This window comes from Bacillus cereus group sp. Bc031 (assembly GCF_027716265.1).
Taxonomy (GTDB): domain Bacteria; phylum Bacillota; class Bacilli; order Bacillales; family Bacillaceae_G; genus Bacillus_A; species Bacillus_A paranthracis.
The window spans coordinates 1-13,187 of the sequence record NZ_JAQFUL010000113.1; the positions used below are offsets into that span (position 1 = coordinate 1).

Genomic DNA, 13,187 nt, shown 5'->3' on the forward strand with positions numbered 1-13,187 from the left:
CTGTTGAATACAGAAATCATCTTCTTGATGCCGCCTAACTTTTTTTAAAATGTCCTTTACAAAGGGTACGGATTATATGTACCTTGCTTATTCTTCATAATGTTGAAAAGGTAATCCAGTTCGTAAAATCCCCCTCGTCTCAATCCCGCCAAGCCCCTTTTCACCAGTAATCGTATTACGTACAACATCCCATACATTAACCCTTTCCATAAATGACGTAAAACTAATTTTACCAACCACATATACAGGATCTAGTGCGTGAATATTAATTCTAGATGGGGAACTAGCAAAATTAGAACCTGCTCGAATTAATGCTTCAAAGTGTGATTGACATGCCCCAGCAAAAATAACGAGTTGATCCAACGATGGATATTTTTTTCGCACTTCTCGAACAGCCTGTACAAAATGCCTTGAATGCCTATATGCTGCTAAATCTCCCTTTACGCCTTTTGATTTTGTATACGCATCGTGCCCTGTAATAACTAAAATGTCCGGACGAAAATGATCTATTAAATCTACTACCTTTTCATGCATCTCCGTTTCTTTACAATGAATACCTTGTACAGGAACACCAATTTTATTATATAAATCTAGGCACTTGCGCAAATATAACGGGTCTCCATCTATATGCAAGACACGCCCTGGCATTTGAAAATAATTCACTTCACTTGTATATCCACCAGTTGAAGTGTGTTCATGCCTTTGTTTCATTAATACGTAATCTTGTTGAAACAAACGATACGTCCGCTCCATTGTTTCTTTCTCACGCTTTGCTCTCTTTTTATGTTCTCGTTGATCTATACTAATTAAATCTTCAAGTGGCGCATCTGCCACTAATCTAATTTCCTCTCCAAACAATATAGCTATCTCACCTTTTATTTCTATAATACGAAAAAGGATATCCCTATTATGAGAATATCGTTCCACTAATTCTCCAACATGTAAAGCCATTCTCCTACCTCCAAACTCGTTAGGCCATCTTACCTGTTTTTAAAGTATGAATTTAGGAGGAGAAAGGTGACAAAAGGGACAGTTCAAATTGAACTGTCCCTTTTGTACCCTTATGATAACTTATGAAGAACTAATGCATTACTTAATGTCGCAAACTCTTCGATAGATAGCGTTTCGCCTCTTCGTTTTGGATCAATTCCTACTTCTGTTAAAATCCGATCCAACAGCTCTTTATCTTTCGGGAAACCATTTAAATTATTTGATAAATTATTCATTAAAGTTTTACGACGCTGTGCAAAACTTGCTCGTACTACTTCAAAGAAGAATGTCTCATCTGTTACCTCTACCACTGGTTTAGGACGCTTTAGGAGGCGAATAATTGCAGAATCAACATTCGGTTGTGGCACAAACACTGTACGCGGTACAGTCATAACTGTTTCTACCTCTGTATAATACTGAATAGCAATGGATAAAGAACCATATTCTTTCGTTCCAGGCTTAGCTGCTAAACGATCCCCAACTTCTTTTTGCATCATAACAACGAATCCACGAACCGGTAATTTCTCTTCCAGCAATTTAAATAAAATTGGCGTCGTAATATAGTATGGTAAGTTAGCTACTACCATTACATCTTGCCCTTCTTCAAATTGCTCACTAAACACCTCATGTACATCTGCCTTTAGTACATCTTTATTGATAACAGTAACGTTGCCATATGGAGCTAACGTCTCATCTAAAATCGGTAATAACCTTTGATCAATTTCAAAAGCCACTACTTTTTTAGCACGCTTCGCTAATTGTTCTGTTAATGCACCGATACCTGGTCCAATTTCAATTGCACCACTTTCTGAACCAATTTCAGCGTGATCAACGATACGATTTAATACATTCGTATCAATTAAAAAATTTTGTCCTAAACTTTTTTTGAATGAAAATCCATACTTTTCAACAATATCTTTCGTACGATTTGGCGTTGCGATATCCTTCATTTTCTTTCCTCCTGTATGACTTGCTTATAAGCTTCTGCAAATGATTCTTTTGAAACTTGAAACATTTGTAAACGTTTATGTAACTGTTTTGCGTTTGTATAACCAATCTTTAATAGCTTACCCATTCTTTCTCTGCGACTCTTTGCCATTTCTCCGCCCACTAAACCTGCATCGACTAAATCGCTCCAACTAATTTCACTTGTGTAAGCTTCCATTTCTTCATGTATATTCTCTAAAGCACGGCGAATTGATTCATTAGAAGCATGTTCAATCCCGACACCTTTTTTCCTCTTAGCAAGTGCTTCTTCCTTCGGTAAAAAAGCATGTTTACATCCAGGCACCTTATCAGAAATAATTTTTCGAATACGCTCTCCAGGATAATCCGGATCTGTGAAAATAATAACGCCTCGTTTTTGCAGCGCTAATTTTACTTGTTCAATAACATGATCACCGATTGCTGAACCGTTCGTTTCAATTGTATCCGCATCAACAGCACGCTTAATCGCAACTGTATCATCTTTACCTTCTACAACGATAATCTCTTTAATTTTCATGCTTGCCTCCACACTCGTTTCGTCTCTACTTAGTAAAACAAAAAAATGACGACTTTTCCATTATTATTTTCCCCATTGTTACATTTTAAAAAATAGAATGTCCAAAACTTTGTTCTCTCTCCTTATTGTAACACTTACTCATTCACCCTCGGTTTCTCTACCACTTCTACTATTACGTTTCTCAAAAAATAAAAAGAATGGGCTCTCCCCATTCTTTTTATTCGACACCAAATAAAGCTTTTGCATTCTTAGTTGTTACTTCCGCTACCTCTTCATAAGAAATTCCTTTTAAGTTTGCAATTTCTTCTGCTACGAGTTTTACATAACTTGGTTCATTTCGTTTTCCTCGAAATGGATGTGGTGTTAAATACGGACAATCCGTCTCTATTAACAATTTTTCTAATGGAATCTCAGTAGCAACTTCTTTCGGTTTCTTAGCGTTTTTAAACGTAACCGGTCCACCTAACGAAATTAAAAAGTTCATATCAACACATCGCTCTGCTACCTCTACGCTACCGCTAAAGCAATGCATAATACCTCCTACTTCAGCTGCATTCTCTTCTTCTAGAATATCAACAATATCTTGAGTTGCATCGCGGTTATGTATAATAATCGGTAATTTTACTTTTTTCGCTAATGCAATTTGCTTACGGAATACTTCTTTCTGTATTTCTTTTGGAGACTTATCCCAGTGATAATCTAAGCCCATTTCTCCAAGTGCAACGACTTTAGGATGAGAAGCAAGTTCTTCTAACCAAGCTAAATGCTCTTCTGTCATGTCGATTGCATCAACTGGATGCCATCCAACCGCGGCATAAATAAAATCATAGGCTTCAGCTAATTCAATCGCCTTTTTTATCGTTACTTCATCAAAACCAACAACAACTGTATAAGTAACCCCCGCTTCTTTCATTCGGGCAATAACTTCTTGTAAGTCTTCTTCAAATTGCTCTGCATTCAAATGTGAATGTGTATCAAACAACATAATACATAACTCCTTTTATATTGAAATCAAATTTATTCTACGCAAATAAGCTCTTTTATAACTTAACGATAACAATACTACAATCTTAATGCAAAAATTGAGAGTGTAAAAAGAAAAAAGACGCTTCACACATGTTACACGTGAAACATCTCTTTTCTTGTCTTAATTACTTAATTTTTGTACCATTTGGTAGATTTTGGTCAATAGATGCTAATGACAATACGCCATTCTCTTCACCCGCTAAAATCATACCTTGCGATAATTCACCGCGTAATTTTACAGGTTTTAAATTTGTTACACAAATAACCTTTTTACCTTTTAGGTCTTCTGGCGAATAGAATTTTGCAATTCCAGAAACAACTTGACGCTTTTCTGTACCTAAGTCTAGTTGAATTTTTAACAACTTGTCTGCTTTTTTCACAGGTTCCGCAGATAGAACTTCAGCTACACGCAATTCTACTTTAAAGAAATCATCAATTGTAATTTCTTCTGCCTTCGGTTCTTCTTCTTTTTTCTCTTCTACTTTAGGAGCAGAGGCTTTCATTTGTTCTTTAATGTACGCCACTTCCACGTCCATTTCTAAACGAGGGAAAATTGGTTGTCCTTTTTCCACTTTTGTTCCAGCTGGAATACAGCCGATTGTAGATAGGCTTCCCCAAGATGTATGTGCTTCATCAGTCAGGCCAAGCTGAGCAAACATTTTGCTTGGTGCTACTGTTAAGAATGGCATAAGCATAATACCTGTTTGACGAAGTACTTCTGCTAAGTGAGCCATTACAGAGGCTAACTTTTCGCGATCATTCTCATCTTTCGCTAATACCCACGGTTGTGTTTCGTCAATGTATTTATTCGTACGGCTAACCAATTGCCAAATTGAGCTTAGAGCTACAGAGAATTCCATATTCTCCATTGCTTCTTCAACTTTTTTCAATGTATCTTTCGCAAATGCTACTAACGTTTCATCAAATTCCGTTACATTTGCTTTAAATGCAGGGATTTCTCCGTTAAAGTACTTATCAATCATAGCTACTGTACGATTTAATAAGTTACCTAAGTCATTTGCTAAATCAAAATTAATACGCTCCACAAATCCTTCAGGTGTGAATACGCCATCAGATCCAAATGGAACTTCACGAAGTAAGTAATAACGTAATGCATCTAATCCGTAACGATCAATTAATGTAACTGGATCTACTACATTTCCTTTTGACTTACTCATCTTTCCATCCTTCATTAAAATCCAACCGTGAGCAAAGACTTTTTTCGGAAGAGGTAAATCTAATGCCATTAAAATGATTGGCCAATAAATCGTATGGAAACGAACGATTTCTTTTCCAACTAAATGCACATCTGCTGGCCAGAACTTCTTATACATCTCTTCATTTTCTGTTCCATAACCTAATGCTGTAATGTAGTTAGATAATGCGTCAACCCATACGTAAATAACGTGTTTCGGATTACCTGGAACACGAACTCCCCAGTCAAATGAAGTACGGGAAACTGCTAAATCTTCCAATCCTGGTTTAATAAAGTTATTAATCATTTCATTCTTACGAGACTCTGGCTGAATGAAATGTGGATTCTCTTCATAGAACTTTAATAGTCTGTCAACATATTTACCCATTCTAAAGAAATATGATTCTTCACGAACAAGTTCTACATCATGACCACTGTCTGGACTTTTTCCCCCAACTACTTTGTCACCTTCCATAATTGGATCTACTAATTGATGCTCTGTATAGAATGTCTCATCTTGTACAGAATACCAACCTTCATATTCATCAAGATAAATATCACCTTGATCTACTAGTTGCTTGAAGATTTTTTCGACAACATCTTTATGACGATCTTCCGTTGTACGGATAAAGTCATCATAGGAGATATCCATCTTCTCCCAAAGTTCTTTAATTCCTGCAACGATGTTATCCACATATGCTTGTGGTGTAACATTTAATTCTTCTGCTTTCTTTTGGATCTTCTGTCCATGCTCATCAGTTCCTGTTAAATAATGAACATTATATCCTTGCATACGCTTATATCGTGCCATCGCATCTCCTGCTACTGTTGTATAAGCATGTCCAATGTGTAATTTTCCACTTGGATAATAAATTGGGGTAGTAATATAAAAGGATTTGTTTTCCTTTGTCATTGTTTTGGACCTCCCGGATAACCTCATATGTATTTATAAATAGTATATCAAAAACTTATATATAAAGTGAAACTTTAATCTGTGAGGGTCTTGTTCATTCCCACGGATTATCAACCCACACCAATCGGACTTTTACGAGCAATCCGACTTCCACTTAACTTCTTTGGCCCCGCCGAATTTAAAATTTAGAATCTTACTACTCGTTAATGCAGGATAAAAACAAGTTCATATTTTTATATTTATCATCTATTACTCATATTTCAAGAAAATATACAGTCATTACCTGTAATTTCTTGATTTTTCCGAAAATAAAGTGAAATAATAGTAGAAATTACTCAAATTCTATTATATATAAGAAGTAAGAAATCTATAAATCTTTTTAAAAAATATAGAATTAAAGAATTGACGGAAATGTAAATGATTGGTATCATATGTCCATAGGGTACTTTGTCGAAAAATGACGAATCTAAAAATAGACTCGAAACTTATAAACTATTTCTTTAGGAGGAAAAGAATTATGAAATCTACTGGTATCGTTCGTAAAGTTGATGAATTAGGTCGTGTAGTAATTCCGATTGAATTACGCCGTACTTTAGGTATTGCAGAAAAGGATGCTCTTGAAATCTATGTTGATGACGAGAAAATCATCTTAAAAAAATATAAGCCAAACATGACTTGCCAAGTAACTGGTGAAGTATCTGATGGTAACCTATCTTTAGCTGAAGGTAAAATTATCTTAAGCAAAGAAGGCGCTGAGCAAATCTTAAACGAGCTTCAAGATTATATCGAAACAGCAAAATAAGCTTCTCAATTATGAGAAGCTTATTTTTTATCGACATGATAGATTTGATACACATCACGTTTCGACAAATCTCGATCTTTAGCGACTGTTTTTATCGCCTCTTTTGAATTCATACCTTTTTCGTTTATATAATGTTCAATATGATTATATACTGAAATAGATTCCCACCATTGTTCTTCTGGAGCAGGTTCTTCCGTTGAACCAGCTACTAAAATACAAAACTCACCACGAACTTCATTTTGTTTCGTCCACTCAATTGCTTCTTCAACTGTTCCTCGAATAAATTCCTCGAATTTTTTCGTTAACTCTCGGCATAATACGATTTCTCTATTTCCCAATACTTCTTGCATCGAGATTAAAGTATCATCCAGGCGGTGAGGCGCTTCATAAAACATCATTGTAGTTTGTATGTAACGAAGCTTCTCTAACTCCATTTTTCTTTCTTTTTTATTTCTTTGTAAAAACCCATAGAAATAAAACTGTTTTGTTTCAAGCCCTGATGCAATTAATGCTGTAAGGGCTGCATTTGCCCCAGGAAGCGGGATTACATGATATTGCTCAGCTACTGCCTCGACAACAATATCATAGCCTGGATCGGAAATACACGGCATACCAGCGTCACTAACAAGTGCTACAGTCTTTCCTTCATCTAACTTCTCTAATATTTTCTTTCCACTTACTTCTTTATTATGCTCGTGGTAACTCATAACAGGCGTTTCAATTTCAAAATAATTACAAAGTTTTTTCGTTTGTCTCGTATCTTCAGCAGCAATTAAATCCGCTTCTTTTAAAATTCGGATTGCACGAAATGTCATATCTTCTAAATTTCCAATAGGGGTTGGTACTAAATATAAAACTCCCTTTTCACTTTGTTGAAAGCTTTTTTGTTGCCACATAGCGTTCTCCTTTTTGCATATATTCTTCTTTTTGTTTTCTATTTAATTGCTTAAAATAATACTCTGCTTGCATAGCTGTACGCTTATCTTCATGAAATTCTACGTATTTTAAAGCAACAGGAAGTCTAGCACGCGTATACTTAGCCCCTTTTCCGCTATTATGGGTCTCAATCCGCTTCTCTATATGATTTGTATATCCAGCATAGTAACTTCCATCAGAGCACTCCGCTACATAAAAACAATGCTTATTCTTCTCCATATAAAATCGAGCGAATCTCCTTTGTATATTCATTATTTTCTTCATATACAAAAAGAGGTGGCAATATTTTCAAATCTGCGTTTCCATCCTTAATTCCTTCAATTAACAATGTATTCGCTTCTTTCCCTGCCTTAGGATAAACAAATCGTACACGCTTCGGTTCAATTTTGTATTTACGCATTAATGTAACAATATCTAATAAACGACCTGGACGATGTACAAATGCTACTTTCCCGCCTTGCTTTACTAGCTGACTACTTGCAGATACAACATCCTCTAGTGTACACATAATTTCATGACGAGCTATCGCTAAATGTTCATTCATATTTTTTTCAGAAGTTGCAGGTGTTTGGAAATAAGGCGGATTACATGTGACAACATCATATTGATGACGCCCAAGTTTCTCCGGCATATCTTTCAAATCCCCGTGTATTAAGTGAATTCTTTCTTCCAACTTATTGTATTGGACACTTCTTATTCCCATATCATATAAGCGTTCTTGAATTTCTACACCAGTAATATTCCCTTTCGTCCTTGTACTTAATAGAAGGGGCACAACTGCATTACCTGTACACAAATCAAGTAAATTACCTTTTTGAATTGGCACCCAAGCAAAGTCTGCAAGTAAAACAGCATCTAACGAGAAATTAAATACTGATGGGCTTTGTATAATCTTCAAATCTTGTGCTAATAAGTAATCTAAACGTTCATCTTCATATAAATTCATATGTTGCTCCTTTTCTTACACTTAACCTACCCTATTTCATCTTCTACTAATAAAAAACATATTCGATTCTACTCTCATGTATAAAAAATTACCTTTCCAATTATTATTGGAAAGGTAATTTCACTTTTTATTTAAAAATGACAGGCAGAATAAACAATCTCCCTCTTTACGTACACTTCCATAATGCAGATTACAAATATGAAAACCTTCTTGATATAGTCTTGCTAAATTATCATAGCCTTCACCAATATCTGTCTTCGGCTTCACTTCTTTACGTTTTTGAGTTTTTTGTTTTTCTTTAATCTGTACTTCTTCAAAGCGGTGTCGCAAATTTTCATTTTCCATTTTTATATGTTGGTTTTCTTCCAGTAACTCTGCAAGATTTTGTTTTAATTCTCCCAACTGTTTGTATAAATGTCCAATTTGCTCTTCCATACTAGAAACCGATGCAAAAATATCTTTTTTCTCCACAAGCACCCACCTCATTAATCTGTGGTTTGACTCGAAACGACCCCTTTATTCACTAACTCATCTAACGTATATTCTACTATCCGTTCCTTGTCTACTAGTTCCACTTGAATTAATCTTTCTAAAATATTTAATCCGATAACACGGCCAGTACCATGCGGGGTTTGTATACGTTGATCTAAATCAGGAAGTTGTTCCTTTGCTGCCTCATATTCATCGTTCTCATATTTTAAGCAACACATTAAGCGACCACATAAACCAGAGATTTTTGCAGGATTTAATGATAAATTTTGATCTTTTGCCATCTTAATGGATACAGGTTCAAAATCCCCTAAAAAAGTAGAACAACAAAGCATACGACCACATGGACCAATACCACCAAGCATTTTCGCTTCATCACGAACACCGATTTGTCTTAGTTCAATTCTTGTCCTAAAAATTGCTGCTAAGTCCTTCACTAGTTCGCGAAAATCAATCCGACCATCCGCAGTAAAGTAGAAAATAATTTTATTGCGATCGAACGTATACTCTACATCTACAAGTTTCATATCAAGATTATGTTCTACTACCTTTTGCTGACAAACTTGATATGCTTCTTTTGCAGCATGTTTGTTCTCTTCAACAATGGTACGATCGTTTTCATTTGCAATGCGAATAACCTTTTTTAGTGGTAATACAACGTCGTTTTCATCAACTTGCTTTTTGGTAATAACTACTTTTCCGTATTCAATACCTCTTACCGTTTCTACAATTACAAACTCATTTTCAGAGATATCGAACTGATTCGGATCAAAGTAATACACCTTTCCGGCCTTCTTAAAGCGAACACCTACTACATCATACAAAACGGTCATCCCTCCTGCAACCGCAACACTAACTGTTCGAACACAAGCTGCGCATTTACATTAGCGTTGATTCTATTTTTTGCCTCTAATATATTAAAGAGAGCTGATACAATGCGCTTCTGAGCGTAGGAGAAAGATTCAAACATCTCTTTCTGCTCATGAAAAACAAGACGATCTTCTTCTCCAAGTTGAACATATAATAAATCCTTATAAATAAGGAGTAACATATCTAAACCTTGCTGTAATTGTTCTTTCTCTCCAAAGTGTTTTCCCCATTTTTCTTGTACAAAAAAAACAGAGGCTTTATCTTTTTCGAGCGCTTCACATAATTTTATCACTAAAGCTCGTGCTTGTGCAAACCATTCATCACTACATAAAGCTAAAGCTTCATCAAAACTATTTGTGAGTTGTGCAGCAAGTGTCGATAAAGATGTCGTAACACCTTCATCCTGTAATCTTCTAATTAAAGATTCTGTAGGTAACGGTCTAAATGTAACAACTTGACACCGAGATAAAATCGTATTTAAAATTTGATGACTTTGTTCAGTAAGTAACATAGCTGTTGTATCACTACTTGGTTCTTCTAAAAATTTCAACAGTGTATTCGCCGCATTTGCTGTCATACGGTCTGCGTGCTCAATAACATATACTTTTTTATTTGCTTCTAATCCTGTTTTTGAAAACTCTTCTTGTAAATCATGAATTTGCTGCTTCTTAATAGACAATCCGTCTGGTTTTACAATATGTAAGTTTGGGTGGTTACCTGAATCAATTCGCTTACAATTTGTACATACATGACAAGGTTCTACCCCATCCCGCTGAGAACAGAGGAAACTCTTTGCCATTTGAATTGCTGTCGCAAACTTTCCTGTCCCTTTCCCTCCCTCTAATAAGTAAGCGTGGGATATACGCTCTTTTGCGATGCTATTCATCAACATTTTTACACCGATGGGTTGTATAGCAGAAAGCTGCTCCCACGTCTTCGTCATAATGCATACCTCACTTATTTCATTCTTTCCTTCTATTATAACAATTTATCTTCTATAACTTGAATAACTTCTTCTATAAGTTTTTCCATTGGTTGATCAGCATTTACTAATACAATACGATCCGAGAAACGTTCTACAACTTGTAAATACCCTTCACGCACACGTTTATGGAAAGTGATATCTTCCATATCTAACCGATTCACTTCACGTCCTGCATCTTTTGCAATTCGAGCTAAACCAACCTCGGGTTCAATGTCTAGGTAAATTGTTAAACTAGGCATGCAGTCTTCTGTTGCGAAACGATTGATTTCAAATACTTTATCCATACCTAATCCTCTTGCATAGCCTTGATACGCTAAAGAGCTATCTATAAAACGATCACATAATACAAGGTAATCCTCATCAAGTGCCGGCATAACTTTTTCCACTAAATGTTGTCTACGTGCAGCGGCATATAGAAGTGCCTCTGTACGTGCTTCCATCATCGTATATTCTTGCTTATGTAAAATCGTTCTAATCTCCTCAGAAATTGCAATACCACCTGGTTCTCTCGTCGCCATTACCTTTTGTTCCTTTTGTTCAAAGTATGGCAATAAACCTTGAATTAACGTTGTTTTACCCGAACCTTCTGGCCCCTCAATTGTTACAAATAATCCCTTCATCCTAAAACCTACTTTCTATATCATACACTTTCATATATTTCGTGCTACCTTGAAAACGAGCGCCTGCTCTCTCTAAATGCATAATTTGCTCTTTATGTTCTGAAGTAATTCTTTCTCCATACATAATCAATGGAATACCAGGTGGATATGGAATTACCATTTCCGCCGCTATCATCCCAACTGCTTCTTCTACAGATACTACTTTTGTTTCATATCCTTCCAGTTGTTTATATGTATACGGCAAGGGAGAAATTTCTCCTTTATAAGTATAACGAATAGATTCCGTCTTGTCTTTCACCTCATAAGGTTGCAATGCCGCCCGGATCATCTCTATAGCCTTCATATACTTCTTATTTACTTGCAAAGGTAAAATAAATAAGACATTATATGGATCTGCCATTTCGGTATATATACCAACCTTTTCTAATACAGACTGTAATTCGTATCCTGATAACTGACAACGCGTCTGTATGGTAACTTTTAGCTCGTCTTGTAATGGATATTGTAAAATAGCTAATTGTGGGATAGAAGACAATTCTTCTTTAAATTCCTGTAAAAACTCGACAATTTCATCATGTCCCTTTTCTTTTATACGCGCTATCGTAAAGCGTGCAATATCAAGGGAAGCCATAATTGGATACGATGGACTACTAGATTGTAGCATACTTAAATAAGTAGAAACTTTTTCTTCTTTCACTAAGCGGCTATTTAGATGTAAATAGGATCCCATCGTCATCGCAGGTAATGTTTTATGTGCGGAATGAACTACAATATCTGCACCATATGCTAAGGCTGACTTTGGAAATGCCCCACCTAAACAAAAATGAGCTCCATGCGCTTCATCTACTAACACAGGAATTTTATGTGCATGTGCATAAGCAATGCTTGCCTCTAAATCCATCCCCATACCATAATAATTAGGATGTGTTAAAATAAGTGCTTTCGCATTTGGGTATTTTTCAATTGCTTCCTTAATAATCTCATCATGAATTCCCACGGGTACGTTATAAGCTTCATCAATCCATGGATCTAAAAAAATTGGATTTGCTCCTGCTAATTTTAAACCATTAATAATTGATTTATGACAATTTCTTTGTACAAGAACAATATCATGTTCCCTACAGCAAGACAAAATCATTGCTAAGTTCCCGACTGTTGAACCATTAATTAAAAAATAACTTTTGTTCACTCCATATACATCAGCTAATAATTGTTGTGCCTCATCTATACATTCAAACGGACTATGTAAATCATCTAATCCTGATAACTCAGTTACATCGATAGATAGTATATCTTTAAACTCCTCTACTGCCCCTTGAGGGAAGTTTAAACCATTTTTATGACCTGGAACATGAAAGGATAACGGCCTTCTTTCTTTAAACTCTATTAATGCTTCATATAAAGGTATGCGATTTTGATTCATCTATATCTCTTCCTTATTATTTCATTCTTTCTCTATTATACAGAACAAAAAAAATAATAGGCATATGCCTATTTAAAAATATGATACTTCTAATTTCCGAAGCTGTTTTAAATAATATATATACTTTGGATCATTTGTTTCTGTATTCACCATGTCCTTTTCACATTCATAACATATTAAATTATTATAAACATATATCCCTTCTTTTCTTTCTGTCTCACAAACAATACAAACTTCGTTTTGTGATTTCATATCTTTCCCTCCCTATTTAATTTAAATGGACATATTTTATACTTCTATTCCTTAACAATTTACAGAAAAATATACATCGATTTCTTATATAATATGATTCATCCTTGGGCAACGTGTTTGTATTACCATTACTTCTTTTTGCATACTGTTTGAAAACACAAAAAAACACAAGTCAAAAGACTTGTGTTTTTAGTTGCTTGGCGACGTCCTACTCTCACAGGGACAAGGTCCCAACT

At 35.4% G+C, this 13,187-nt stretch carries 15 protein-coding genes; 1 reads left to right on the forward strand and 14 read right to left on the reverse strand.

The features are described from left to right. Window positions 1-87: 87 nt before the first annotated feature. The 5 genes from yabG to metG form a co-directional block, all read right to left on the reverse strand. Window positions 88-951, reverse strand: coding sequence for a sporulation peptidase YabG (gene yabG, locus PDQ33_RS26195; protein ID WP_270394853.1), 864 nt, complete (start codon window positions 949-951; stop codon window positions 88-90). 110 nt (window positions 952-1,061) lie between these two features. Beyond that, a complete protein-coding gene (gene rsmA, locus PDQ33_RS26200; protein ID WP_000651552.1) occupies window positions 1,062-1,940 on the reverse strand; it encodes a 16S rRNA (adenine(1518)-N(6)/adenine(1519)-N(6))-dimethyltransferase RsmA in 879 nt (292 codons plus the stop codon). Then, entirely contained in the window at window positions 1,937-2,494 is a 558-nt protein-coding gene (gene rnmV, locus PDQ33_RS26205) for a ribonuclease M5 (protein ID WP_000692830.1), read from the reverse strand. The genes rsmA and rnmV overlap by 4 nt, the downstream gene beginning before the upstream one ends. 217 nt (window positions 2,495-2,711) lie before the next feature. After that, the gene (locus PDQ33_RS26210) at window positions 2,712-3,479 is read right to left on the reverse strand and encodes a TatD family hydrolase (protein WP_000895831.1); all 768 of its coding nucleotides are present in this window, start codon (window positions 3,477-3,479) and stop codon (window positions 2,712-2,714) included. Window positions 3,480-3,645: 166 nt separating this feature from the next. Further along, window positions 3,646-5,628, reverse strand: a complete 1,983-nt coding sequence (gene metG, locus PDQ33_RS26215; RefSeq protein ID WP_076856386.1) for a methionine--tRNA ligase — start codon at window positions 5,626-5,628, stop codon at window positions 3,646-3,648. A gap of 517 nt (window positions 5,629-6,145) precedes the next feature. On the opposite strand from metG, the gene PDQ33_RS26220 reads away from it, so the two are divergent. Continuing rightward, a complete protein-coding gene (locus tag PDQ33_RS26220) occupies window positions 6,146-6,430 on the forward strand; it encodes an AbrB/MazE/SpoVT family DNA-binding domain-containing protein (protein ID WP_000843036.1) in 285 nt (94 codons plus the stop codon). Window positions 6,431-6,450: 20 nt separating this feature from the next. Here the strand turns inward: PDQ33_RS26220 and rsmI are convergent, their stop codons facing one another. The 9 genes from rsmI to PDQ33_RS26265 all read right to left on the reverse strand — a co-directional run bounded on the left by rsmI (window position 6,451) and on the right by PDQ33_RS26265 (window position 12,951). Next, window positions 6,451-7,326, reverse strand: a complete 876-nt coding sequence (gene rsmI, locus PDQ33_RS26225; protein WP_076856387.1) for a 16S rRNA (cytidine(1402)-2'-O)-methyltransferase — start codon at window positions 7,324-7,326, stop codon at window positions 6,451-6,453. Beyond that, window positions 7,295-7,585 carry a GIY-YIG nuclease family protein gene (locus PDQ33_RS26230; RefSeq protein ID WP_270756870.1) on the reverse strand — a complete coding sequence of 97 codons (291 nt, stop codon included), beginning with the start codon at window positions 7,583-7,585 and terminating at the stop codon, window positions 7,295-7,297. The genes rsmI and PDQ33_RS26230 overlap by 32 nt, the downstream gene beginning before the upstream one ends. Continuing rightward, window positions 7,572-8,312, reverse strand: coding sequence for a tRNA1(Val) (adenine(37)-N6)-methyltransferase (locus PDQ33_RS26235; protein ID WP_001055351.1), 741 nt, complete (start codon window positions 8,310-8,312; stop codon window positions 7,572-7,574). Before PDQ33_RS26235 ends, PDQ33_RS26230 begins: the two co-directional genes overlap by 14 nt. Window positions 8,313-8,432: 120 nt before the next feature. After that, complete coding sequence (gene yabA / locus PDQ33_RS26240) at window positions 8,433-8,783, reverse strand: DNA replication initiation control protein YabA (RefSeq protein WP_270394855.1); 351 nt, start codon at window positions 8,781-8,783, stop codon at window positions 8,433-8,435. 14 nt (window positions 8,784-8,797) lie between these two features. Then, entirely contained in the window at window positions 8,798-9,625 is an 828-nt protein-coding gene (locus PDQ33_RS26245; protein ID WP_000272429.1) for a PSP1 domain-containing protein, read from the reverse strand. Window positions 9,626-9,630: 5 nt separating this feature from the next. Beyond that, window positions 9,631-10,614, reverse strand: coding sequence for a DNA polymerase III subunit delta' (gene holB / locus PDQ33_RS26250; protein ID WP_270394856.1), 984 nt, complete (start codon window positions 10,612-10,614; stop codon window positions 9,631-9,633). Between the two features lie 35 nt (window positions 10,615-10,649). Continuing rightward, a complete protein-coding gene (gene tmk / locus PDQ33_RS26255) occupies window positions 10,650-11,276 on the reverse strand; it encodes a dTMP kinase (RefSeq protein ID WP_000677231.1) in 627 nt (208 codons plus the stop codon). 1 nt (window position 11,277) lies between these two features. Beyond that, entirely contained in the window at window positions 11,278-12,699 is a 1,422-nt protein-coding gene (locus tag PDQ33_RS26260) for an aminotransferase class I/II-fold pyridoxal phosphate-dependent enzyme (RefSeq protein WP_076856388.1), read from the reverse strand. A 72-nt stretch (window positions 12,700-12,771) separates the two neighbouring features. Further along, window positions 12,772-12,951 carry a sigma factor G inhibitor Gin gene (locus PDQ33_RS26265; RefSeq protein ID WP_000842028.1) on the reverse strand — a complete coding sequence of 60 codons (180 nt, stop codon included), beginning with the start codon at window positions 12,949-12,951 and terminating at the stop codon, window positions 12,772-12,774. Window positions 12,952-13,187: the final 236 nt, after the last annotated feature.